Annotated in this window: 21 protein-coding genes and 4 pseudogenes; 2 read left to right on the top strand and 23 right to left on the bottom strand. The window is 42.5% G+C overall.

Going from position 1 to position 25,966, the window contains the following annotated elements; translation table 11 throughout:
- Positions 1-5 precede the first annotated feature (5 nt).
- The 14 genes and pseudogenes from rsmH to lgt form a co-directional block, all read right to left on the bottom strand.
- Positions 6-943, bottom strand: a pseudogene (gene rsmH / locus JCM10519_RS08410) (16S rRNA (cytosine(1402)-N(4))-methyltransferase RsmH).
- Positions 940-1,365: a division/cell wall cluster transcriptional repressor MraZ gene (gene mraZ / locus JCM10519_RS08405; protein ID WP_054738585.1), complete on the bottom strand. Its 426-nt coding sequence runs from the start codon at positions 1,363-1,365 to the stop codon at positions 940-942. Before mraZ ends, rsmH begins: the two are co-directional and overlap by 4 nt.
- 345 nt (positions 1,366-1,710) lie before the next feature.
- Positions 1,711-2,109 (bottom strand): hypothetical protein, encoded by a 399-nt coding sequence (locus JCM10519_RS27905; protein WP_347843691.1) that lies wholly within the window; start codon positions 2,107-2,109, stop codon positions 1,711-1,713.
- A gap of 5 nt (positions 2,110-2,114) precedes the next feature.
- Complete coding sequence (locus JCM10519_RS27900; protein WP_347843575.1) at positions 2,115-2,561, bottom strand: hypothetical protein; 447 nt, start codon at positions 2,559-2,561, stop codon at positions 2,115-2,117.
- On the bottom strand, positions 2,558-3,253 hold the full coding sequence (locus JCM10519_RS08395; RefSeq protein ID WP_347843574.1) for an ABC transporter permease: 696 nt from the start codon (positions 3,251-3,253) through the stop codon (positions 2,558-2,560). The genes JCM10519_RS27900 and JCM10519_RS08395 overlap by 4 nt, the downstream gene beginning before the upstream one ends.
- On the bottom strand, positions 3,216-3,620 hold the full coding sequence (locus JCM10519_RS27895) for a hypothetical protein (RefSeq protein WP_347843573.1): 405 nt from the start codon (positions 3,618-3,620) through the stop codon (positions 3,216-3,218). Before JCM10519_RS27895 ends, JCM10519_RS08395 begins: the two co-directional genes overlap by 38 nt.
- Before the next feature lie 3 nt (positions 3,621-3,623).
- A complete protein-coding gene (locus JCM10519_RS27890; RefSeq protein WP_347843572.1) occupies positions 3,624-4,109 on the bottom strand; it encodes an ATP-binding cassette domain-containing protein in 486 nt (161 codons plus the stop codon).
- Entirely contained in the window at positions 4,094-4,354 is a 261-nt protein-coding gene (locus tag JCM10519_RS27885; RefSeq protein WP_347843571.1) for an ATP-binding cassette domain-containing protein, read from the bottom strand. The genes JCM10519_RS27890 and JCM10519_RS27885 overlap by 16 nt, the downstream gene beginning before the upstream one ends.
- Complete coding sequence (locus JCM10519_RS27880; protein ID WP_347843570.1) at positions 4,344-5,144, bottom strand: ATP-binding cassette domain-containing protein; 801 nt, start codon at positions 5,142-5,144, stop codon at positions 4,344-4,346. Before JCM10519_RS27880 ends, JCM10519_RS27885 begins: the two co-directional genes overlap by 11 nt.
- 247 nt (positions 5,145-5,391) lie before the next feature.
- Positions 5,392-6,360, bottom strand: a complete 969-nt coding sequence (locus tag JCM10519_RS08385) for a BMP family protein (RefSeq protein WP_347843569.1) — start codon at positions 6,358-6,360, stop codon at positions 5,392-5,394.
- A 273-nt stretch (positions 6,361-6,633) separates the two neighbouring features.
- Complete coding sequence (locus tag JCM10519_RS08380) at positions 6,634-7,398, bottom strand: response regulator (RefSeq protein WP_347843568.1); 765 nt, start codon at positions 7,396-7,398, stop codon at positions 6,634-6,636.
- Entirely contained in the window at positions 7,370-9,190 is a 1,821-nt protein-coding gene (locus JCM10519_RS08375; RefSeq protein WP_054738583.1) for a histidine kinase, read from the bottom strand. Before JCM10519_RS08375 ends, JCM10519_RS08380 begins: the two co-directional genes overlap by 29 nt.
- Positions 9,191-9,433: 243 nt before the next feature.
- Positions 9,434-9,595, bottom strand: coding sequence for a Spo0E family sporulation regulatory protein-aspartic acid phosphatase (locus JCM10519_RS27875; RefSeq protein WP_347843567.1), 162 nt, complete (start codon positions 9,593-9,595; stop codon positions 9,434-9,436).
- Positions 9,592-10,475 (bottom strand): annotated as a pseudogene (lgt, locus tag JCM10519_RS08370) (prolipoprotein diacylglyceryl transferase). The gene JCM10519_RS27875 and the pseudogene lgt overlap by 4 nt, the downstream one beginning before the upstream one ends.
- A 205-nt stretch (positions 10,476-10,680) precedes the next feature.
- On the opposite strand from lgt, the pseudogene ychF reads away from it, so the two are divergent.
- Both ychF and JCM10519_RS08360 read left to right on the top strand, forming a co-directional pair.
- Positions 10,681-11,779, top strand: a pseudogene (ychF, locus tag JCM10519_RS08365) (redox-regulated ATPase YchF).
- Positions 11,780-12,192: 413 nt separating this feature from the next.
- Positions 12,193-12,714: a formate/nitrite transporter family protein gene (locus tag JCM10519_RS08360; RefSeq protein ID WP_347843690.1), complete on the top strand. Its 522-nt coding sequence runs from the start codon at positions 12,193-12,195 to the stop codon at positions 12,712-12,714.
- Between the two features lie 718 nt (positions 12,715-13,432).
- Here the strand turns inward: JCM10519_RS08360 and JCM10519_RS08355 are convergent.
- The 9 genes and pseudogenes from JCM10519_RS08355 to JCM10519_RS08310 all read right to left on the bottom strand — a co-directional run bounded on the left by JCM10519_RS08355 (position 13,433) and on the right by JCM10519_RS08310 (position 25,849).
- A complete protein-coding gene (locus tag JCM10519_RS08355) occupies positions 13,433-13,900 on the bottom strand; it encodes a hypothetical protein (protein WP_347843566.1) in 468 nt (155 codons plus the stop codon).
- Positions 13,901-14,851: 951 nt separating this feature from the next.
- Positions 14,852-15,484 (bottom strand): hypothetical protein, encoded by a 633-nt coding sequence (locus JCM10519_RS08345; protein ID WP_347843565.1) that lies wholly within the window; start codon positions 15,482-15,484, stop codon positions 14,852-14,854.
- A 137-nt stretch (positions 15,485-15,621) separates the two neighbouring features.
- Positions 15,622-16,185, bottom strand: a complete 564-nt coding sequence (locus JCM10519_RS08340; RefSeq protein ID WP_347843564.1) for an accessory gene regulator B family protein — start codon at positions 16,183-16,185, stop codon at positions 15,622-15,624.
- Positions 16,186-16,208: 23 nt separating this feature from the next.
- The gene (locus tag JCM10519_RS27870) at positions 16,209-16,352 is read right to left on the bottom strand and encodes a cyclic lactone autoinducer peptide (RefSeq protein WP_347843563.1); all 144 of its coding nucleotides are present in this window, start codon (positions 16,350-16,352) and stop codon (positions 16,209-16,211) included.
- A 144-nt stretch (positions 16,353-16,496) separates the two neighbouring features.
- Complete coding sequence (locus tag JCM10519_RS08335; protein ID WP_054738572.1) at positions 16,497-17,507, bottom strand: GHKL domain-containing protein; 1,011 nt, start codon at positions 17,505-17,507, stop codon at positions 16,497-16,499.
- Between the two features lie 273 nt (positions 17,508-17,780).
- The gene (locus tag JCM10519_RS08325; RefSeq protein ID WP_347843689.1) at positions 17,781-18,362 is read right to left on the bottom strand and encodes a LytTR family DNA-binding domain-containing protein; all 582 of its coding nucleotides are present in this window, start codon (positions 18,360-18,362) and stop codon (positions 17,781-17,783) included.
- Between the two features lie 717 nt (positions 18,363-19,079).
- Positions 19,080-20,567: a glutamate synthase small subunit gene (locus JCM10519_RS08320; RefSeq protein ID WP_054738568.1), complete on the bottom strand. Its 1,488-nt coding sequence runs from the start codon at positions 20,565-20,567 to the stop codon at positions 19,080-19,082.
- Positions 20,568-20,579: 12 nt separating this feature from the next.
- Positions 20,580-25,134, bottom strand: a pseudogene (gltB, locus tag JCM10519_RS08315) (glutamate synthase large subunit).
- A gap of 448 nt (positions 25,135-25,582) precedes the next feature.
- A complete protein-coding gene (locus JCM10519_RS08310) occupies positions 25,583-25,849 on the bottom strand; it encodes an HPr family phosphocarrier protein (RefSeq protein ID WP_025233660.1) in 267 nt (88 codons plus the stop codon).
- Between the last annotated feature and the right edge of the window lie 117 nt (positions 25,850-25,966).

Below are 25,966 nucleotides of genomic sequence, written 5' to 3'. Positions count from 1 at the left end.
CCTTTTTAAATTCGTTCAAATACCCGAAGTTTTGAACTCTTTGAACGTTTATTTTTTTCAATCTCTTCTTCCGATGGTACAATGGGTTTTCTTGTAATCACTTTACCCTTGCTCTTTTTTCCGCAGACGCAGACCGGAAAATCCGAGGGACAAGTGCATGGATTCTCATTGGTCTTAAATCTTGTTTTCACGATCCTGTCTTCCAGGGAATGAAAGGTGATAATGGACAGCCGTCCTCCCGGATTTAACAGATCGATCATGGTATCAAGGGACTTCATTAAAACTTCCAGTTCCTTATTCAGTTCGATCCGTATAGCCTGAAATGTCCGTTTGGAAGGATGTCCCCCACAGCCCTCACCTTTGCAGGGATCGCTCCTTTAATGATCTCCGTAAGCTCCCCTGTTGTCCCAATAGGCTTTATCTGCCTTTCCCTTACAATGTGCTTTGCAATATTCTTGGCAAACTTATCTTCTCCGTAATCTCTTATGATCCGGTATAAGTCAAATTCACTGTAGGTATTGATGATATCGGCTGCCGTCTGTTCGTTCCTCTGATCCATACGCATGTCCAAAGGCGCGTCATCTTCCCTGTAGGTAAATCCTCTTTCCGGCATGTCAAGCTGGTAAGAGGATACCCCCAGGTCCAGGTAAATTCCGTCCACTCTTTCGATTCCTAAATCCTTTAATACTGTCTGTATATTTTCGTAATTGCTTCTTACGACCGTCACCTTATCTTCATAAGCCTTCAGCCGTTCTGTAGCTGCATGAATCGCAGCCTCATCCTGATCAATTCCGATTAATCTTCCGTAAGTTCCAAGGCGCTTACACACTTCCAAAGCGTGTCCGCCTCCTCCCAGCGTTCCATCTACATAGATTCCGTCTGGTTTAACATTCAGGCTGTCAATGGTCTCATAAAGCAGCACTGACTTGTGTTCAAACATCATATACCAAGTCCTTCCATAGCTTCCGCGATTTCTTCCATATCTTCATAGGTATTGGCTGCCATCCATGCATCCTTGCTCCAGATTTCGATCCGGCTTCCCACTCCTACAAGAACCGCGTCCTTTTCAATCCCCGCATGTTCCCTTAATACTGCCGGCAGCAGGATCCTTCCCTGCTTATCCACTTCACAGGAGCTGGCTCCGGCCAGAAAGAATCTGGAAAACTTTCTGGCATTGGTGTTGGTCAGCGGCAGGCTTTTCAATTTATTTTCAAGGGCAGTCCATTCTTCATTATCATACACAAATAAACAGCCATCCAGACCCTTCGTCACAACGAATTCTTCTCCAAGCTGCTCTCTGAACTTCGACGGGACAATGAGACGCCCCTTTGCATCGACTGTATGATTGTATTCACCCATGAACATACCAATCACCTGCTTGTACAGCGGTATGGTTTTGGACCACTATCCCACCATTTTCTACCACTTTACACCACTTTCCTCCACTTATGGTTTAATTCTAGTACATTTACAGTGAAATAGCAAGAACAATTTCGAAGAATTTTTAATTTGATTTGGCTTTCATGTAACTGTGGACGGCTGTTTTTTTCAGGATTTCCATATAATGGAAAAAAAGCATCCTCTGAGGCAGTGAGCGGTAATACACTGATCAGGGGATGCCTGTTTTTCACTATTAATTTTCTTTGCTGTATGCAACTCCCAGCTTAGCCGGTACATTAAAGTTCCTTCTTGAAACAGTCAGTATAATGGTCAGCAGATAGGGCATGGCAATGAATAATTCATTGGGGAAGTAGCTTCCTCCCCCCATTGACTGCATATAAATGGCGATGGCTCCGTAAGTCCGAACACCACGGTTCCTGCAACCGCTCCTTTGGGATTCCAGTTGCCCAAAAAGCATATGGCAAATGCGATCCAGCCGCGGCCGCCAATGATATTTGTGGTGAACATTCCCAAATATCCTACGGAGTAAAATGCGCCTGCAATTCCTCCCATAACTCCTGCCAGCAGGACGGTAAAGAACCGTACCGCATTTACATTGATGCCGGCCACATCCACTGCCTCCGGATTTTCCCCGGTAGAACGGATGGTCAAGCCAAAGGAAGTCTTAAACAAAAGGAAGTAAGCTGCCGGGATGAGCAGATATACCACATAAGTCAATATATTCTGCTGGAAAAACACCGGCCCATAACAGGGATTTTACTGAGAAGGGGAATGGCGATCTCAGGCAATGGGCTGATTTTAAGGGGCGCGGTGGGGACGCCGAACAATACTCTCTGTAAGTAGGTACAAATTCCGGCTGCCAGCACATTAATGGCCGTACCTGTTACAACCTGGTGCTGCTTTAGATAAATACAAACCACGCCATATACAGCTGCCGCAACAAGTCCTGAAAGGATAGCGGCAAGAATTCCGATGAATGCACTGCCAGTCAGATAGGTTCCCACAAATCCACCCCAGGCTCCCATAAGGAAGATCCCTTCGATGGCGGTAACCATCATGCCTGAACGCTCCGCTATGACTTCCGCAATGGAACCAAACAACAGGGGCGTACTCATCATCAGTGCACGTTTTAATAAGCTTATGATCATAACCTGTTTCACGCTCCTTTCTGCAGTCTGCGCTTTTCTCTCCTGTTTTCCAGATAATGCCGGAAGAAATAGGATATGATAACAAACAGCATGACGAATCCCTGCATCAGATCAACAATGCTTGCAGGAACATTGACTCCCGGCATACGCCCCATTAAATTTCCCATGACTCCCAGGGCGCCGAACAGAATGGAGGCAAAAATAATTCCAATGGGATTGGCATTTGCAAGTATTGCGATACCCAGACCGGCGGAGCCGACCCCGCTGTTAAAGTCCTGGATCAACATATGCTGAACGCCGTTTACTTCCGTAAATCCGGCAGCTCCTGCCAGAGCGCCGCTGATAAAAAATGCAGTCACAAAGATTTTGTTTGAAGCAATTCCTGACATCCTGGCTGCAGAAGCATTGCTTCCCACTGCCCGGATCCTGTATCCCAGGGGTGTTTTATAAAGCAGAATCCAGATACCAATGGCAGCCAGAACCGCCAGCACAAATCCGATATGCAGCCTGGTCCCTTTTACGATAACGGGAAGCCATGCCTCCCTTGTTAAAGCGTCTGTCTGTGGATACTCCCCCTTGGATTCTTTTAAAAATGTGCGCAGCAGATAATTCATGACAGCCAGAGCAACGTAGGTAGACATCATGCTGACCAGGAATTCATTGGCTTTATAGCGCGCCTTTAAAAATCCGATCAAAGCCCCCATAATCCCTCCTGAAAGTGCCGCTGTCAGGCACACAAGGATCAAAAGGACGCTGTTGGTACCTTTCCGTCAAGCCGCAGAGACAGGGCAATGGCTGCAATGGAGCCCATATAAAACTGTCCCTGGCGCCGATATTAAACAGATTCGCCTTAAACGTAAACGCAAAGGCAAGTGCGGTGAATATAAGGGGGGTTGCCTTTAAAAACACTTCCCCCATGGTATATTTGTCCGTAAACATGGTATGGATGGAATATACAAATACTTCGACCGGGTTGATATGCAGCAGCAAAAGCATGAGGCCGCTTAAGAGCAGGCCGGCAATGATGGCAGCAGCATTTGTCACAATCATGTCCCTGATTTTTGTATTCATGCTTTACGCCTCCTTCTCCTCTTTGTAGCCGGCCATTAAAAGACCGATTCGTTCTGTATTAAGCTGGTCATGGTCATAGATTCCCATAAATGAGCCCTTGTAAATAACAGCAATCCTGTCGCAAAGCTGGAAAATCTCCGACAATTCCGTGGATACCAGAAGAATTCCCTTTCCATTCTTCCTCTCCGCCAGAATGTTGTTATGAATGTTATTGATGGCTCCCAGATCCAGTCCCCTGGTGGGCTGGTCCATGATCAGCACTTTTCCTGCGTTCCCTACTTCCCTGGCAAGGATGACCTTCTGCTGGTTTCCTCCGGATAACCCCTTGATCTGGGCATCAGGTCCCGGCGCCTTGATATCAAATTCACTGATGGCTTTTTGTGTGTCATTTTGAAGTTTCTTCTTATTTAAAAAGCCGTGTGAAATCCATTTCTTATCAAAGCTTGTTTTTAGCATCATATTTTCAGCCAGGGTCATCTCTCCCACCATGCATCCCGGTAACGGTCTACCGGAACGTATCCGATTCCCAGGTCAATGCGTTCCCTTATAGAAGCCTGGGTAATATCCGTACCATTTAAAAGTACTTTTCCCGAGGTCACAGGCAGGGCGCCGCAGACCACCTCGCACAGCTCCTCCTGTCCGTTTCCGCTCACTCCTGCCACTCCGAAGACCTCACCTTCCATGATCTGAAACGACAGATCACTTAAAAGAGGTGGCTCTCCCTTACGCTGCACGGTGACGGAAGACAACTCCAGACAGACCTTTTTTTTCTTTCTGCTCTTCTGTCTGCTCCCGCTTTGGAGGCACCATTTCTTTTCCCATCATCAGCCTGGTCAGCTCCACCTCATTGGTCTCCTTTGCAGAAAGGTCTCCTGTAAGCCTTCCATTCCGCATAACAATGATCCTGTCCGCCACCTCCATGACCTCTTTCATCTTGTGGGTGATAAAAATAACAGAATTTCCCCTGGACGTATACTCTTTTACAAACTCCATCAGTGTCTCAGCCTCCTGGGGCGTCAGCACTGCTGTAGGCTCATCCATGATCAGCAGGCTTGTCTTTAAATAGAGGGCCTTAAGGATTTCCACCTTCTGCTGCACTCCCACTGCAAGCTCCTCCACCTTTGCATCCACAGGAATTTGAAACCCGTACTGGGCCGACAGTTCTTCTACTTCCTTTTTGCATTTTTCGTAATCAATGACTCCATTCACATTGCCCAGAATAATATTTTCCGTAACCGTATGGGCGGATACCAGGGAAAAATGCTGCTGGATCATGGAAATTCCCAAAGCCATGGCATCTTTCGGGGAGGTGATCCTCTGTTCCTTTCCATCCATCAGGATCTGCCCCTCATCTGCCCGGTAAAGGCCATAGAGGATCTTCATAACCGTGCTTTTTCCTGCCCCGTTTTCTCCCAATAGCGCCAGTACCTCTCCCCTGTTTACAGAAAAAGAAATATCCTTGTTTGCCACGACTCTGGCAAAATATTTTGATACATTCTTTAATTCGAAAAATGGTGTATTCACGAAGCTCCTCCTCTTCATACTAAGAAAACACGCTTTGCGGGTTTTTCTTAGTTGATGCGGCATTCGCCAAATAAATATGCAAGCATACTCGTCCGGCTCATTGCCCGCGCAAACGATGAGGCTACGCAGTTCAAACAATCCTGTTTTTCTCCTGCATCAGCTCCGGTTATGTCTTACTTCTCAAACATTGCCTGTAAATCTACCTTGCCATCCTTGAAATCCTTGATTCCCTGGTCTACCGCATCCTTTACTTCCTGGGAAATATTATCGGTATATACCGGTACAAAAATATCTTCATTAATACCTGCTTCATGAACCATATTTCCGGAAAGCTTGCCATCCATATAAAGGCCCAGAGCCAGATATAGAAATTCTTAAAATCGAAATTTACAGATGCTACGACGGTATTGGGATCAATGGTGGTCTGGTCACTGGAAAAGCCAATAAATTTAGCGCCTTTTGCCTTAGCCGCTTCAATGCTTCCAAGGCCTACTTCGTTGGCGTATACAAACATGGTGTCTGCTCCGTTATCGATCATCTGCTCTGCCATCTGTTTGCCAAGGGCTACGTCGTTCCAGCTGTTGGCATAGGCTCTTGTAGCCTTTGCACCGGTAATGCCGCGGCTTTCTGCGATCTTAACAGAATTCTTTTCATATACATCCATTAAATGCTCCATCGGCTCATTGGGGAAGCCTCCGATGGTTGCGAAGTTTCCGTTCTTTGTTACATTTCCTGCGAGAATGGAAGCAATATAGCTGGCTTCATATTCCTTGGGAAAAATCGGGGCAACGTTGTCTCCGTCACATTTGGAGCCGTTTACCGCACAGAACGTGGTGTTCTTATAATTGGGGGCTACTGCTGCTACTGCTTCATCAAACTGGGAACCAGCCGCCATAATGAGGTCATAGCCTCGTTCCGCATATTCACGGAAGGTTGACTCATAATCAGATGCCTGAACGTTCTCTACGTATTCCATTTTAGTGCCCAGCTTTTCATTACAGGCTGTTAAACCGGCATAGTTTGTGGCATTCCAGCTCTGGTCATTGATGGGTCCTGGAAGGATGAGGACAATTTTATAATCTGCCGCACTTTTCCCTCCTGACTGAGCCTTTGTTTCCGCTGCACCATCTGTTTTACCGCCAGTACTGCAGCCGCTGAGTACAAGTGCTGCTGCCGTTACTGCTGCCATGAGCAATGCGCCAAATCTTTTCTTCATACTAAGTTCCTCCTTTTTTTGCATACGTCCGCGATAATGTCTGACACTTATCCGTTACTTGTATTATTCACAGATGTTTGTGAATTGTTTGTGATAATAGATTATCATTTTCTGACTGGTATCGCAATTCTATCAGATTACTATTTATACCAAAATATTATGTTTTTTGTTATTATGACCAAATAAAATAAAGACAGGAGAGACTTTTTAGTCATTTTCCCGTCTTTTATCAAGCGGATGTTTACAATCCACCCCTGCTTGATTCGGTTAAAACTATATCAAATGGTTCTGCCGCCTGTTCCGGTACTCCAGCGGTGTGATCCCATATGTTTTTTTAAAAGCACTGCTAAAATATTTCGCCTCTTTGTAGCCTACCATTTCAGCCACATCTGCCACCTTATATTCCACATGGTTTAAGTATGACTTTGCCTTTTGCATCCGGTATTCGGTTACGTATTCCATGAGGTTTTTTCCCGTATGACGCTTAAAAAGCTCACACAGGTAATTGGGGGACAGATGAAGTTCCCCTGCCATATCTTTTAACGTAATTCTGCCTCCGTAGTGAACCTCAATATACTGGATGGCTTTTAAAACCAATAAATTTCCAACCTCATTTTCTCCCTCCTGCCGGCAGACCTGCTCTCCTTCTTTTTCAGAAGTTTCCGGAAAAAGCTCCCGTTCTACTTCTCTTAACACAGAAAGAAGCTCTCTCGGGTCCGTGGGTTTTAACAAATACCTGGTCACTCCCAGTTCAATGGCTTTCTGGGCATAGGAAAAATTGCTGTACCCGCTTAAAATGATGATGCGGATATTTAAATTTCTTTCCCGTATCTGGCGGATCAGCTCAAGACCTGATACTTCCGGCATTTTTATATCCGTAATAATCACGTCGGCTTCCAATTCATACAGGGCCTTGAGAGCCGTCCGGACGTCTTCAAATACCCCTGTTACCTGAAAGCCTTCCTGGGCATCCAGCAGCTTAAAAAGCCCTTTTCTGATTTTAGGTTCGTCATCCACGATGATCAGCTTCATGTCCATCGCTTTCTCCTTTCTTTCCTCCGGCTTCCGTCAGAGTTACATGGCCTTTTGGGATGCGAAGGCTTACAATGGTTCCTTTTCCATAGGTGCTTTTTATGGAAATCCCATAGGATTCTCCGTAATGGAGCCGGATACGCCGGTCCACGTTCCTGACCCCGATTCCGGTATGCCCTTCCTTTTCTATAACAGGCACTTTATCTGTCAGGTGGTTAAGCTGTTCAGGGGTCATGCCGATTCCATTGTCTTCAACCGAAATAAGCATTTCATCTCCAAAGTCTTTTATGATAATGCGGATATTCCCATTCCCTTTCCTCGGCTCAATTCCATGGGTGATGGCATTTTCCACAATGGGCTGCAGGATAAGCTTTGGAACCTGCTCAGCCGCCAGGCTTTCCTCTGCTTCCACAGAATATTCCAGCCGCTCTTCCAGACGGTTCTTTTGGATTTTTAAATAACACAGCACATATCCGATTTCCTTTTCAAGGGGCACAAAAGCATTTTCATCTTCTATGCTGTAGCGCATAAGACCTGCAAGGGAAAGGATGATATCGCTAATATCATATTCCCCCCGGTCAATGAGCATCCAGTTGATGGAATCCAGGGTGTTGTAGAGAAAATGAGGATTGATCTGTGCCTGGAGCGCCTGCACCTCCGCATTCTTCTGGGCGATTTTCTCCTGATAGACCTGCCTGATCAGGGTGTTGATCTCTTCCAGCATGTAATTGAAGGATTCTGTCAGTTCACCGATTTCATCCTTTCTCTTACCCGGAACCCGGACAGTAAAATCCCCTTTCTGCACCTGTCCCATTGCCATCGAAAGACGCTTGATCGGCCTTGCCATGGTATAAACCAGAAGAACAATGACCCCCGCAATTCCAAGGGTGCTTACCACTCCCACCAGCCAAATGGCTTTGTATAAATCCCCTGCCTGGGGAAACAGCCCTTCAATGGGTATGGCGGAATAGGATCTCCATCCCGTGATCCCATTATATTGCCCGCAGACATAATATTCCTTACCGTTCCACACCAGCGTGGAGCGCCGGATCCCCCGCTCGAACCGGTCATTAATTTCTTCCTGCCACCCGTTGTTTATCTTGGGATTGCTGCAGATCACCTGTCCCTTCTGGTCTAAGATAAATAAGTACTGGTACTGAAACAACCCCTGATTTCCTAAAAGCAGATTGCTGAACATGTCCGGATCCAGCTCAATCACCATGATCCCCAGATTCTTTTCTTCATCACTGTCCCGAATGGCCCTGACCACAGTAACTGCCTGACGATCTTCCCCTGGATCAGAAAAAAGCTTTGGCATGATGCCTGTCCAGACAGCCTTATTATTCCTGCCGCCCACGGCATCATCATAGCTTTTAAATATTTCTTCCGAAATATCCTCAGAGCCGAACCCGTTGGTATTGACCGTTGTATACATCACCTGGGAGGCATTGATGATGGAAATATCCATCTGTTCCCCAACCGATTTGATGAGGCTTCTGCAGTAATCATCAAGATAGGTACGGCTGACCACTTTATCCCCATCATCCCAGCCGGGGGTGCATGCATCACGGACAAGCTGGCTGGCAACCGCATTGTCAAGGATTTCCATGATATAACGGACCTTTACATTGATATTGATATCAATGCGGTTAATGGTATCCGACATTTCCTGCTTTTTATTTTTAACGACAATGGCCCTGCTATGGGAAAAGGAGAGACTCCCTATAATAGCCCCTTCGATCATGGCTGCTATAATAAACACCAGAGTCAATTTCATTCGGAACGACAAATGCTTCATTTTCCCACCTCCGGACACATGTTACCATCTTTGTAACAGTTTTCGACAATTCCTAGATAAATATTACATCCCTATGTGAATTGTGTCAAATTGCTTTTGCCGCAATCGTGTCTCACACTTCTTTTATAGCCATATAATAGTGTTTTAATTATGATAATATCGGCAAAAAAGGACAAAAAAACACGGAAAGAGCTCCATCTCCTTCCGTGTTTATCTTAAACTTGCATAAAATGCATCACAGGCTTACGGTATCAGTAGCCTGCGGGCAATATATTGTTCAATCAATTTATCCAGTTCTACACTTCTGTGATAAATAATATCTTCATCATCATGCTCAATGCTTTTATTTAATCTTTCCCTTGCTTCTTCAATATCTCGTATTAACTCTTCTTTTGACATCATCATTTCATTACTTCTCCTTTGCTCTTTTTTCGTATCTGTCTGTGTTTGCAGAAGAGCACAAGAGTAGATATCACTACCAAAATTAATGACAGTGCCTGAGACACCGGAATGCCAGTACTAAAGAATATTAGCTGGTCCGTGCGAAGTCCTTCAATCCACACTCGTCCCAAACCATAGCCAAGCAGGTAAATAAAAAGCATCTCCCCATCAAATCTCTTACGTTTTCTGTACCAAAGCATAAATGCCAGTACGCAGAGATTCCAGACTGACTCATAAAGGAAGGTAGGATGCACCTGTATATACTCCACTCCGTCTCTTACGATCAAATGGTTCAAAAGCTCCCTTGATATCATATTCTCGTTAACTAGCGCTCTTCTGATTCTCATAGCAAACAGCTGTCGGTATATCCGCCAAACGCCTCGCAATTAAAGAAGTTTCCCCATCTTCCTATAATTTGCCCGGTTATCAATCCTAGGCATCCAGTGTCGGCCAAGGAAAAGAAGGAAAGTTTCTTCACCCTGGTATAAACAATTAGAGTTATGGCTGCCCCTATGACACCTCCATAGATGGCCAGTCCTCCTGCCCTGAGATTTAAAATTTGAAGCAGATCATCTTTATAATTGTCCCAATCAAATATTACGTAATAGATTCGGGCTCCCATAATAGAAATTATGATTGCATACAGAACAAAATCCAGATAAATATCCGGGTCCTGCTCCCTGCGTTTTGCATCCCTTGTTGCAACCCAGAGACCTGCCAATATTCCAACCCCTATGATAATCCCGTAAAATGCAATGCGGAATCCAAATATTGAGATACTGTTTTGCAAATGGTCGATTGTAATACCCAAATGAACAAAACTAATATCTGCCGTATTTGCCATTCGTCTTCTCCTTTCGATGTTTTCTTTATTTTACCCCGTGAAAACACAAAAATCAAACATATTCGCCCGACATATTCGACTATAATTCGACAAAGCTTTGATTCTTGCGTTTTTCTCTTTTATTTTTGCGGATAATATGCTATTCTATATTAGTTGCAGATAAAAATCAACCATGAATATAAACAATATTAGGAAGGTAATTGCTATGAAATTAGGTATTGTCGGATTGCCAAACGTAGGGAAAAGTACCCTGTTCAATTCTCTTACAAAGGCTGGTGCGGAATCTGCGAACTATCCTTTTTGTACCATTGATCCCAATGTAGGAGTTGTTCCCGTTCCGGATGCACGCTTAGGCCAGCTGGCCGCCCTTTATGATTCCGCAAAAATCACCCCTGCCGTAATCGAATTTGTCGATATTGCAGGACTTGTAAAAGGAGCTTCCAAGGGGGAAGGCCTGGGCAACCAGTTTCTTTCCAACATCCGTGAAGTGGATTCCATCGTACACGTTGTCCGCTGCTTTGAGGATCCCAATGTAATCCATGTGGATGGAAGCGTGGATCCGCTGCGTGATATTGAAACAATAGATTTGGAACTGATCTTTTCCGATTTGGAAATCTTAGACCGCCGTATCTCCAAGTCCACCAAGGGCGCCATGAATGATAAGTCTCTTGCAAAGGAGCTGGGAATTTTAAAGAGGATCAAAGCCCACTTAGAGGATGGAAATCTGGCAAGAAGTATGGAAATTGAGGATGAGGATGAAAGAGAATTTATTTCCACCCTTAATCTTCTCACCTTTAAACCTGTGATCTTCGCTGCCAATGTCTGCGAGGACGATTTGGCTGATGACGGAGCTTCCAATGATTATGTGGGAAAGGTACGTAAATTCGCAGAAGAAAACAACAGTGAAGTTTTTGTGATCTGTGCGCAGATCGAACAGGAAATCGCAGAACTGGAAGAAGATGAAAAAAAAGATGTTCTTAGAAGATCTGGGGCTTACAGAATCCGGTCTGGAAAAACTGATCGCAGCCAGCTATCATTTACTGGGGCTCATCAGCTACTTAACTGCCGGTCCTACAGAAACAAGAGCATGGACCATTAAGGAAGGTACCAAGGCACCACAGGCTGCCGGTAAGATCCATTCCGATTTTGAGCGGGGCTTTATCCGCGCAGAGGTTGTAAATTACCAGGATCTTCTGGATTGCAAAAGCTACAATGCAGCTAAGGAAAAAGGCTTGGTTCGCCTGGAAGGCAAGGAATACGTGGTGAAGGATGGCGATGTGGTCCTGTTCCGTTTTAATGTATAGAAAGATTTAACCGAATCAAGCAGGATCGCGAAGGGGCTGACCCATTGGTCATTGCAAATATCCACTTGACTCGCGGCCATTTATTGAAAGGCCGGAACATACTGGTCAGTGCCGGAAGGCACTGGCCTTCTTTTATGTCTTTCCCCCTTATCCGTTAATCCAGGGGCATTGGTGGCTGATAAATTGTGTCAATAAGGAAATTGATCTTGTAAACCCCTTTTCTTATGCTATAATATGACGTGGCCGTGCAAAAAGCCTTTTTGCAGCCAAGGCAAAAGTTAAAAAAAGAAAAGGGAGTAATTTACCAATGAAAACATTTATTAACGCGATTATAGCCGGAATTGCCATCAGTATAGGCGGAGTGATTTATTTAACGCTTGAGAATCATATAGCCGGGTCTTTTTTTATTTTCGATCGGATTATTTACCATATATACCTTTGGATTTAATCTGTATACAGGAAAGGTATGTTATATTGTTAACGAAAAACCCTCTTATTTAAAAACAATACTTATTGTATACATAGGGAATTTTGCCGGAACGGTGGGGGCAGGGATTATATTCAGACATACCAAACTGGTAAGGCTAGTGGATCATACAAGTGAACTTGTGAATATGAAACTGTCGGATACTCTGTTCAGTACTTTTATCATGGCTGTTATGTGCGGTATTATGATGTGCATCGCTGTCATTGGCTATCAAACCGTCAAAGACGGTATTGGAAAATATTTATCTTTGATCATGCCGATCATGGTATTTATCCTTTCCGGTTATGAACACAGCATAGCAGATATGTTTTATTTTACCATGGGAAATGCCTGGAATGCAAAAGCATTTCTGTATATCCTGGTTATTTCTGCGGGAAATTTAGCAGGGGGAAGCCTCATTCCTCTAGCAAAAAAATATCTTAACGAAGAAGCTTCCCTCCAGCATTAGGTAATTCCTGTAAATATCCCGCTTACTTATTGCATCAAGCAGTGTTTTATAACACACGCCTTAGTTTTGGCGTTCCTGATTTAAAGCAATCTGGCTATGATGTATACGATAAGAACCGATATAAAAAGAGCTGTTTTGATTCTGAAGCTGGTAACGTAATTCCGGTAACACCTTTCAAAAAGTTTTTTTACTCATATTTTTCTCATTCCCTCCCATTTTCAGTAGAAAACATTTGATACCATCTACCAATACTATAATAAGGAACGCTATCTTTTTATAGGTTGTAATTATCGTTAATGGTACACCATATTTTCGTTATATAGCCTCCAAATGTGATTTTTTCTGATCGAAGACTTGGATCCATGAAGAAATGATTACCGGGCAACGACACGCCAGCGATTTGATCTGCAGATGATACTGCTTAATGAAACTGCATCAAAGACTTTGTAAACGCCAAAAACTGGCATAAGATATGCAATTAGTTTCCATGGGTGAGATCGTCTTTCGGTCATCACCCTTTACTTGCATTATGCAGCAGATTCCGGTATGTCAAAAAGAGCTGTCTTCCGACAGCCCAGAAAGTTTAATATCATGATAATTTTTTTGATAATAAATTCTTAAATTTTATTTGCAGTTTCATCGGATTAAAAATCTACCGACCCATTATTTAAATTTTCTTTAAAAATGATATAGTCCTATGTTCCCATATGATTTTCCATCACGTAATAGGGATAATCAATTTCTCAGCCTCAGGCTTTTCCAATGCATTAATCGGCGTGATTCCTGCAAAATTGCAGGGTATATCCAACAATGTGGAAATGCTGCCGCCAAGCTGCCTGATATACCATTTGTCCTTGTATTGTACTGCATCAAAACAGAAACAATACTTATTCCCCTCTAATTCAAAGATGGCAACGCAGCTTTCCATGTTGTCTGCACTGCATACCTTGGCCTGCTGGGCTTTGATATCCAGTCTGCCATTGGAACCATATTCCTCTGAGAGTGCCTCAGAGGGGATATACCCCAGGATTTTCATGGAACTCAAATCCAGTTGTTTCAACAGTTCTTTTAGTTTTGAAGAAATATTTTCATCAGAAATATCTTCATCTTCCAATAAAGTGGAATTTTTGAAATACCCTTCATTTGTAATACAAACGGCAGCATATTGCTTTACAGTATCCCGCATAATTTCTTCTTTTCTGCTTTGGATATTTAAGCCTCTTGAAAAATCATTTACAGCAGGTAGATTGAATTCCTGATGCATAAAGACATATGCACGGACATTTTCTAAGCTTGCCTGTAAATCATAATGATCTACATAGAGTTCCGGCTGCCTCCCCTTACTTTTTTTAATATACTATACTTTTCGAAAAGGTCCCACTATCATGTAATTATTAACGGTTTATATGTAATTTTTCGAAGAAAACTCTTGTAATAACGATTGGAGCGAAATGAAACCTGATTTATTAATTCGAAATTTCCAGTATAAGTTTAGTGCCTTTTTAGCAGCCATTTGATAATTGGATTGTTGATGTCAGGGATTGCGGTATCACAGAATTCGAGAAATACGCCAGAGCATTCCAGTCTTAGAGAAAAATGGCTGGTGATGCGAAAGATTATTTTGTATGCCCAAAAACAGTTCAAAATACAAGAATGGGGTGGGATTCAGACGAATCCCACCCCAGCTATTGTCAAAGGGCGAATTATAATAATTGTCATAATCTCATTAAAAACATCTAATCAGACAACATATCAATAACGCATAAACTTAATGAATTTGTGCACCATCAGGCTTATTCGTTTGATTTGTTACATTACACCCTTTTGTACTTTTACTACATAAACCTATCAATTGTGCCCTGGTGGTGTCCATTAACTTAAGCTTCAAATCATTCCATCTTAATTGCCATCTTTTCCTACAATATGATGAGTATTGCCAGAAATTTTAAATTTCAATCCACTGAGGGCCTTAGAGGACCTGATGGTTACTTTCCAGGTGCCGTTTATCGGTATATTGCTAAAACTGGTTAAGTAGTTTTCGAAGTTAACGGGTTGATTATTGTCATATTCGCCATACGTAGCATTGAGAATCTTACCATTTGGTGCTACTATCTGGCAAGATGTGATGGATATTTTGTCAGTACACTTGAAGGCCTGAACTCATCCAACCACTTTGGGCAAGACGCGTTGAATTTGGCTGACCACTAATCTTGAACGTAAATGTTTTTGATATATTTGCAGGTATTGAATAACTACTGCCTGAAACATAATTTACTTGTCCGCTACTAACAGAAGGTAAACCAACTGAGATATTATAAGTATCACCAGGATTAGCAGAAACATAAGAAGCAGCCTTAACCTGAATCAAATAATCGTGTCCTGGTTGTAATTTAAATAGCTTCTGCACATTTCCAATATATAATGTTGATGATACTTTGTCAATTTCTATATCACCTGCATCCGTTTTGCCAACGTCTAATCCTGTATTCGCATCATATACAGTAATTATCAAATCACTGACACGTATTGCTGAAGCAAAAATATATGTATCCCCATCAGCCGTATATCGAAACCATTCGCCCTCACCATTGAGGTGTTCCTTGCTTCCATTGACCCAGGTCACACCATAATCGTAAGGCTTATTCTTAGCTATGGGTACAGCATTATCAGCGCCGCTAAGCTTTTCAGTAAAAGCCGCTTTTGTTACCAGATTTGTTTCAGCAAAAGCATTTGTTACATTCATGCTCATTGCCATGGTGGCTACCATCATAAATGGTAAGATCCTTTTATAATTGAACATAACTCATTTCCTTGTATAATATCCCCCCAAAAATACTTATACTTTCCTTTCTCATATTATCAATTAATGCCGTCTCGTATATATACCTTTTGTTGTTAAATATTACTCTAAACATGTATCTTTCTATTACTCAAATTTTTGATTTTACCCAGTACAAGCATAATAGATAACATAATTAATACCAGCATTATACAATGTGAAGCTTCAATCAATCCTGCCATTTGAAAAATCAACACCATGCCAACTAAAACGCATAATACGACTTTTGTTCGCTTTTTGAAAACAATAATTTCCTTTGCATCCAATGGTTTATTACCATCTTCCACGGGTGCCAAAAACAAAATTACTATGCTGGATACTATCACCGAAATAGAACTATTGACATTATTCCATACCGGTAATCTCATTGATGCAAGTACTGCTATTATCATTATGACTGAAAATAGGTAACATCTTAGGGGGCTCTTTGCATGGTATCCTCCGGCACAGGACCTAAGAGGAAAATAGGCAAACATAAACAAAATGCTTTCCCAAATCTGGTCAAAGATAATACCAATGGTTACAGTAGTCAGTACGTTCAATATGATGAATAAACCTTGCTGCAAACCATAAATATATAGCGCTCTATCCTCTTCTTTGATGCTTCCGTTTCCCTGCAATATGGCAACCACTCGTTCCGTAAAAGCAGTCATTGTTAGAATTTACGAAGCTTCTCAGCACCATCCGGAAGTTCGGGTTGGTACGCGTAAAAAGTACAAGCAGCGTTTACATTTAAAGTTGTCACCATAAGAGCCAGGGTGGCAATCACACCACTAAATTTCATAATTAGTTTCTTCATAAGTCATTACCTCCTTTGTATTTCATTTAGTATATCATTAATATTTTATTATGCGGGTTTTTGCTGTGAACGACATATGTTTTTGTAATGAAAGAATATATGTATTAAGAAAGAGCAGGAGCAGGAAAAAAAATTCTCCTGCTCTTAATCAACATACATCAATAAAATAGAAGTGAACGTTGTAGCATCATATTCAATATCCATAGAACCATCATATTTTTCCAGAATCCTTTTAATATTTTTGATGCCTAATCCATGATTGCCGCCATCCTTCTTTGTAAATAAAGTATTTGTTCGTTCTATAACAATTCCATTAAAAGTATTTGAAATTTTAATTATGAATTGCCCTTTGCCATACTTGATTTTTACTGAAATCATACGTCTATTTTCAATAGTCATAAGTGCATCAATGGCGTTATCAAGTAAATTTCCCAAGATCGTTGCCATATCAAAAGCCGGTAATTGTAAATCCTTTGGCAAATTAATATCAAGGAAAATTTCTGCATTAAGTTTGGAAGCTTCCTGTAATTTAAAGTTTAGTATGCTGTCTACAACAACATTACCTGAATTTGAAAATGCTGTTTGATATTCACAAGCAGTAATAATGTCATTTAAGCATTGCATCAGCTCATCATGGCAATGGTTTTGTGCGAGAGATTGTAATGCTAACAAATGGTTTTTCATATCATGTTTGATTGACAGAGTTGCTTCCAAAGAAGATTTCATAATATCCAATTGCTTTTCATAATATTTATTTTGCTCTGCAAATAAAAGTTTTTGACTTTGTTCTAAAAACATCTCAGATATCTTATCATAAAGATAAAATACTGAAAAGTTAGTTACCAGAATTAATATTATGCCAATAACAACATATGAATTCTTCAAATTGTCAGGTGAAAGTAACAACAACATTAAATACATTGATGCGAAAGGAACAACTGAAATGCAAATCCAATAAGTTGATGGGATACTTATCCCCTTTTTAATATGCTTACATTTAGATAAAATCAAAACCACTGCATAAGAAATAATCTGCATTGCAACAACGCCGAAAATGGAGTCAAAATCATTTTGTTTTAGTAAAGGAAGCTTAAAATACCCTATGAAAAGAATCAGCGACACCTCTGTACACATAAGGGTCAGATAAATTGCCATAACTGAAAATACCCGTTTTCTAAATTCCCCTTTATAATTAAATGTCAGGAGAAAAAAAGAAACAGATATTGGAAATCAGCATTACTACAGGAATCTTTGTCAATAAGTAAAGAACTGAAATGAATACAAAGCAGGATGCATATGATGCGATCTCCCATTTTTCCTTTACCTGCAACTGGCTGCGGTCAAATAACACCATCATAAATTTATAAATTATGTATGTTCGAAAAAGATTAGAGATAATATAAATAATATCATACATGCTTAATTGCACTAGTCTTCCTCCTTCTCATAAGATATAAGCAAGTCGCGGACATCTCTCCTTCTGCGTTGGCTGATGAGTAAATGTTCTCCATTCAGCATGAGTACTTCCTCATATCTAAACTTAGACACATAAGCATAGTTTATGATGTAAGATCTATGAATTTGAATAAATTGATGGCTGGAAACCTGTGATAAAACAGCTTCCATTGTGCTATAAAAACAAACCGTACCTTTTATTGTAACTAATTTTATTTCCCTGTCCAAACTTTCAAAATACAATATATCCTTTATTGGAACCTTATGTACGCTGTGCCCTATTTTGTAAGAAAATACATTGCTGCGCTTCCCTAGAATTTTTAATGCTAATTTGATATCAACAATTACTTTTTCTTTCTCTACTGGTTTGGGCAAAAAGTGCATGGGCTGCACTTCAAACAGTTGCCGATCATAGTTATCCTTTGATGATATGTACACTATTTTTGTAATGTAATTTTCCAGCTCGTTTCGTATCTTACTCCCAATTTGAATACCATTTAAACCCTTCATTTCTATGTCTAAAAATATTAAATCAAATGCATATTCATTTTCTATAAATTTATATAAATCAATCCCGGAATAGAAAACTTCAACCTCTAAATGGATACCAGATTCCTTTTGGAAATCTAAAATAATTTTTTTCTATATCTGCACAAACTATTTGCTCATCATCACAAATTGCAATTTTCAGCATAAGCCCACCTTCTTCATCATCCAACTTCTACTTAATATAATTTTTATAACTGCACAATTTTATTTATTATTTGAGTATGAATATTTTTATCCTTTGTCAAATAATAATACTTAGTATCTTCTTATTATTATAAGGGAGATTTACTTTTTGTACATCTACTATTTTGCAAAACTGCAATTAATCTCTTTGAAAAATCATAATAATTTGTTGGAACTTCATAAGCTGGAATCGTGTTCAGACATATCAAATGAATAAACCATACAAGAAAGCTTGCGAATACAAAGCCGCCTGATACCCTGTTTATTACTTATTTCCCTCATTCCTTCCGTATACTCAGAAAAAACCATTAATATCTTCTACTAACACTATAATAAGGAACGCTATTTCTTTATAACTTGTAATTATCATTGATGGTACATCATATCCTGGATAGAATACTCAATAGCAATTTTTCCAGATCTTATGATCAGATCATATTAATGGAAATTTCTATAAAGGATAAGAGGCTTTTGCCTATAGCTGATCCCTCAACTATTATGCAAAAGCCTCATTATTCTTTATTCGTCTGTCCCTTCCAGCTATGCCAGGTTGGAATACCCCATTAAACTGATATCTACTTCTTTGGCCACTTCCCGGCCTTCTCTGATCGCCCAAACTACCAGGGATTGCCCCCGGCGCATATCTCCGGCTGCAAACACCTTATCCACGTTTGTCTTATATTTCCTATCTACGGTTTCTACATTGGTCCTGCCGTTTAATTTCACGCCAAAAGCGTCAGCAACATAAGTCTGGGCCCCCAGAAACCCTGCCGCGATTAAAACCATATCGGCTGGAACTTCTCTTTCACTGCCGGCCACTGGTTCCATGTTCATGCGGCCGGTCTTTTCATCCTTTTTAGGTTCCAGCCCCATGAGCACTGCTTTCACTACCTTGCCGGACTTATCCTTGACAAACTCCTTTACCGTAGTCTGATATACCCTGGGATCCTTGCCGAATACGGCAATGGATTCTTCCTGGCCATAATCGGTTTTCAATACCTTCGGCCATTCAGGCCAGCTATTGTCAGGGGTTCTCTTTTCAGGGAGCTTTGGCATCATCTCAAGCTGAGTGACAGAAGCGCAGCCTTGGCGTATGGCCGTTCCCACGCAGTCGTTTCCTGTGTCGCCGCCGCCAATAACGATGACATGCCTGCCTTTTGTTGAAATATGGTTATTATCCTGTAAGTTTGAATTCAGCAGACTTTTTGTAGTGGACTTTAAGAAATCCACTGCAAAATAAATTCCCTCGGCATCTCTTCCCGGGACCTTTAAATCTCTTGGATTGGAGGCACCGCAGGCCAGGATGATGCGGTCATATTCCTTTAACAGATCTTTTGCCTTCTGGTTTTTTCCTATGTCAGCACCTGTCAGGAACGTCACTCCTTCCTGCTTCATGATCTCTACTTTCCGGTCTATGACATGCTTTTCCAGCTTCATATTGGGAATTCCATACATGAGAAGGCCGCCTATACGGTCTTCTCTTTCCAATACGGTGACGCTGTGCCCCCGCTTATTCAACTGGTCCGCTGCAGACAAACCTGCAGGGCCGGAACCGATGACTGCTACCTTTTTACCGGTGCGGATCTTCGGTGGTACGGGGCCTGCTATGCCGCTTTCATAAGCGCGTTCAATGATTGCACGCTCATTTTCTTTAATGCTCACCGGATCTCCGTTTAATCCGCAGGTGCATGCGGCTTCACAGGGAGCCGGGCACACCCTGGCGGTGAATTCCGGAAAGCTGTTGGTCTTTTTAAGCCTGTTATAGGCCTGCTGCCATGTGCCCGTGTATACAAGCTCATTCCATTCCGGGATCAGGTTATTTAAGGGGCAGCCGGAAACCATGCCCTTTAAGATCACGCCGGACTGGCAGAAGGGGACACCGCAATCCATGCAGCGCGCACCCTGACACTTTTGTTCTTTTTCGGAAAGAGGCAGGTGAAACTCGTTATAATTCTTAATACGAGCCTTGGGATCTACCGTTTTTCCTGTTTTTCTGCTATATTCTAAAAATCCTGTTGGTTTTCCCATTTCTGCTCCTCCTTACTTCTTTGTGTTGGCATAAAATGCTTCAATCTGTGCCTGTTCGCTGCTTAACCCTTTTTCCTCCATCTGAACGATGGTATTCAGCATGCGTCTGTAATCATGAGGCATGATTTTCTTAAACTTAGGAAGATACTCTCCAAAGTTATCAAGGATCTCTTTTCCTTTTGCGGAATTGGTATAAGCTACATGCTCCTTAATCATTTCTTTTAATTCAAGAACATCATATTTATTGGAAACCTCTTCAAAGGAGACCATCTCCTTATTGAGCCTCTTATATAAATCTCTTTTTTCATCCAGCACATAAGCGATGCCGCCGCTCATTCCTGCCGCAAAATTTTTGCCGGTAGGCCCCAGTACCACCACGCGTCCACCTGTCATATATTCGCAGCCATGGTCTCCTACGCCTTCCACAACAGCGGTTGCACCAGAGTTCCGGACACAGAAACGTTCGCCTGCAATCCCGCAGATAAATGCCTTTCCGCTGGTAGCGCCGTATAAGGCCACATTCCCGATTACAATGTTATCTTCAGCCTTAAACTTCACGCCCTGAGGGGGATAAACCACCAGCTTGCCGCCGGAAAGCCCCTTTCCGAAATAATCGTTGCTGTCGCCCACCAGCTCCAGGGTAAGACCCCTGGGAATAAAGGCTCCAAAGCTCTGGCCGCCGCTGCCTGTACAATTGACGGTAAAGGTATCCTCAGCCAATCCCTCCGGATACAGCCTGGTTATTTCCGAACCAAATATGGTTCCCAGTGCCCGGTCCGTATTGGAAACATCAATATGAAGGCTCTTTTTCTGGCCCGCCCGGAGAGCTTCCTTTAATTTTTTAAGGAGGATCTTTTCATCCATGGTCTTCTCCAGCTCAAAATCGTAAACCTGCTTTTGACCATAGCCAGCAAGCTTCTGACCTGTATATGAATTTCCAAGAATAGCGGAAAAATCAACCTTTCCGGCTCTTTCAGAAGGAATATTATCCTTTTTCTTTAACAGATCAGTCCTTCCTACCAGCTCATCCACACTGCGAATACCAAGTTTTGCCATATATTCCCGTAATTCTTTGGCAATAAAATACATGAAGTTAATCACATATTCCGGCTTTCCTTTAAAGCGCTTCCGAAGCTCCGGATTTTGGGTAGCAATTCCCACCGGACATGTATCCAGATTACAGACCCTCATTATGACGCAGCCCATGGTCACAAGCGGAGCCGTGGCAAAGCCGAACTCTTCCGCTCCCAGGGCACAGGCAATTGCAACATCCCGTCCCGTCATCAGCTTACCGTCTGTCTCCAGAATCACCTTATCTCTCAGCCCATTCATGATCAGGGTCTGATGGGCTTCCGCCACGCCAAGCTCCCAGGGAAGCCCTGCATTATAAATGGAATTTCTCGGAGCTGCACCGGTCCCGCCATCAAAGGAGGAAATGAGGATTACCTGGGCGCCGGCTTTGCAACGCCTGCTGCTACCGTGCCAACACCTGCCTCAGAAACCAGTTTAACAGAAATTCTGGCATCGGTATTGGAATTTTTCAAATCATAAATCAGCTGGGCCAGATCCTCAATGGAATAAATATCATGGTGAGGCGGCGGGGAAATAAGACCTACTCCGGTGGTTGAATGCCTGGTTTTGGCAACCCATGGATATACCTTATTCCCCGGAAGCTGGCCTCCTTCTCCCGGCTTTGCACCCTGGGCCATTTTAATCTGGATTTCCCTGGCACTGACCAGATACCTTGAGGTCACTCCAAAACGCCCGGAAGCCACCTGCTTGATGGCTGAACAGCGGTTTACACCGTCCGCCCCTACGGTCAGACGCTCCAGGCTTTCACCGCCTTCGCCACTGTTGGATTTGCCCCGAATCCGGTTCATGGCAATCGCCAGGGTTTCGTGGGCCTCCTGGGAAATGGAGCCGTAAGACATGGCTCCCGTTTTGAACCGTTTCACAATGGATTCTTCACTTTCCACTTCTTCCACAGGAATTTCCTTTGATTTGGAATAATCAAAGTCCAAAAGGCTTCGTAAATTAACTGTCTGCCCTTCTTCCGTCAAGGTATGGGTATATTCTTTGAAAACCTCATAGCTTCCTGTTCTTGCCGCTTCCTGCAGAAGGTGAATGGTAAGAGGATTGTATAAATGTTCCTCCTGCCCTGCCCTCTCTTTATGGCTTCCCACACTGTCCAGGGTCAGATCCACATCAAGGCCAAGGGGATCAAAAGCGGCTGAGTGAAGGACATCCACATCATTTGCAATGTCATCCAGGGTGATCCCACCCACTCTGCTCACTGTATCCGTGAAGTATTTATCAATCACGTTCTTTGAAATGCCGATCGCCTCAAAAATCTGGGCTCCCTGGTAGGACTGTATGGTGGAAATTCCCATTTTGGAAGCGATCTTTACGATGCCGTGAAGAACTGCTGCATTATAATCCTCCACCGCTGCGTAATAATCCTTGTCCAGCATGCCGTTTTCAATAAGAGAACGGATGGATTCCTGGGCCAGATAGGGGTTGATGGCACAGGCTCCATATCCCAGCAGGGTAGCAAAGTGGTGTACCTCTCTCGGCTCTCCGCTTTCCAGTATAAGCGCCACGGAAGTCCTCTTCTTTGTCTTGACCAGATGCTGCTGAAGGCAGATACGGCAAGCAGGGATGGAATAGGCAAATGATTTTCGTCAATATCCCTGTCAGACAGATGATGATATTCGCCCCATCCCGGTGCGCCCGGTCTGCTTCCAGAAACAGCCTGTCAATCGCTTTTTCCAGGGAAGTATTTTTATAGTAGGTAATGGGAATCACTTCAACCTTAAAGCCAGGCTTTTTCATATTTTTAATTTTCAACAGGTCCGTGCAGGTAAGGATGGGGTTATTGACTTTTAATATCTTACAGTTTTCTGCTGTCTCCTCCAGGATGTTCCCTTCCTCGCCCACATAAACCGTGGTAGAGGTAACGATTTCTTCACGAATGGAGTCAATGGGCGGGTTGGTGACCTGGGCAAAGAGCTGTTTGAAATAGTTGAAAAGAGGCTGGTGTTTTTGCTCAGTACTGCCAGAGGACTGTCTGCGCCCATGGCGGAAACTGCTTCCGAACCGTTTAAAGCCATGGGAAGAAGCATGGTCTTATATTCCTCATAGGTATAACCATATGTCTTCTGAAGCTTTGCCCTTTCCTCTCTGCTCATGGCAGGAACCCCTTTATTGGGAATGGACAGCTCTCTCAGTTCAATCAGATTGGAATCCAACCATTCCCCATAAGGCTGGCGGGCCGCATAATATTCTTTCAGTTCTTCATCGCTGACCAGACAGCCTTTAACCGTATCAATGAGAAGTATCTTTCCTGGACGAAGGCGTTCTTTTCTCACCACATGGCTCTGTTCAATATCAATGGCCCCCACCTCAGAAGCAGGATCATCTGATCATCATCAGTAATGTAGTATCTGGATGGACGAAGGCCATTGCGGTCCAGAACCGCTCCAACCAGATCGCCGTCACTGAACACGATAGAAGCCGGGCCATCCCAGGTTCCATCATGGTCGCATAGTAACGGTAAAAATCCTTAATTTCCTGAGGCATGGATTTGTCATGCTCCCACGGTGCAGGAATGGTCACCATAACAGACAGCGGAAGATCCATTCCGCTCATCATCATAAATTCCAGGGCATTATCAAGCATGGCGGAGTCAGAACCTTCCTGATTAATAATAGGAAGGACCTTATGCATGTCATACCGGAAATACTCGGACTCCATATTCTCTTCTCTTGCCATCATCTTATCCACATTCCCGCGAATGGTATTGATCTCGCCGTTATGTACGATAAGCCGGTTGGGATGAGCCCTCATCCAGCTGGGGTTTGTGTTGGTACTGAACCGGGAATGAACCACTGCGATGGCGGATTCATAATCCTTATCCTGAAGATCCGTAAAAAAACTTTCTCAGTTCTTTCACAAGGAACATCCCCTTATAAACAATGGTTCTGCTGCTTAAGGAAACCACATAGGTATTGTCGTTGCTCTGTTCGAAAATCCGCCTTGATACATAAAGCTTCCGGTCAAATTCCAGCCCCTTGGCAGTATCGGCCGGTTTCTTTACAAAACCCTGGGCAATGCAGGGCATACAGTCCACAGCCTTGGCACCGATCAGCTCGGGATGAATGGGAACATCCCTCCAGCCTGAAAATTCAAGCCCCTCTTTCTTTACAATGATCTCAAACATCTTTTTGGCCTGGTTTCTGGCAAGCTCATCCTGGGGAAAGAAAAACATTCCCACTCCGTATTCCCTTTCATCTCCAAGGTCAATGCCTAAAGACTTTGTTACCTTTTTGAAAAACTTATGGGAAATCTGAAGCATGATTCCAACTCCGTCTCCTGTCTTTCCTTCCGCATCCTTACCTGCACGGTGTTCCAGATTCTCTACGATATGCAGAGCCTGATCCACCGTCTTGTGAGTCTTAATGCCCTTTATGTTGGCAACTGCTCCGATGCCGCAGTTATCATGCTCAAATCGGGGATCATATAGGCCTGGCAACGTCTTTTTATTAGGGAATTGTAAACCTTTATCCATAATCTCTTCCTTTCTTCTTTCTAGCCCAGTTTCCTGGACATAATGGTATGCCCGAAGCGTTCCTGACTTTTCCTCTGATTTTGGGTCTGAAAATGTAACAACAAATTTTTTAGTTGATAATACTACATTTTTTTTCTTCTTGTAAACGTATTTTATTTTGTTATTTTCAGATAATTTGACATTTTAATATTTTAAAAAATTATAATCTAATAATTATGTTTATTATTAACATTTTTTCACCTTATAGTGCACAATTATGTGCCTTTCTAAGGATTATGGTACAAACTTCTAATTTCTTGAAGCTATGGCTTTCAATAGTTAAGTCTTCCTTTTATTTTTAAAGCTTCCTAGCTGTTAACTCCCTTATTCCACCCTTTTTTTCCATAGAAAAAGCCCTGGGAATCTTCCCAGGGCTTATACAATATTTTTTTCATAAAATAAAACTGGATTACATTTCTCCAAGGCCGCTTTCAATTGCTTCGGTCATGGTTTTCATTGCTGCTGCCTCATCTTCGCCTTCACAGATCAATTTGATCTCTGTTCCGCACTTAATTCCGGCTGCCATAACGTTTAACACGCTTTTAGCAACGATTCTCTTCTCTCCATATTCGATGATTACATCAGATTTAAATTTCATAGCTGTCTGAGACAGAACCCCTGCTGGTCTTAAATGAAGTCCGGATGGATTTACTACGGTCAGTGTTTTTGATAACATAAGATATTCTCCTTTATCCTCAATTTTTTTTATACTCCTTGCAGTTAATTCTATTACAATATCCAATTTGTGTCAAGACAAACCAGTATGTCTTTTACATATTTTACAAAGCAATTT

The sequence above is a fragment of the Clostridium sp. NkU-1 genome (assembly GCA_001312405.1).
The sequence above is the reverse complement of the archived record's forward strand: the minus strand, read 5'-3'. Positions and strand labels throughout refer to the sequence as shown.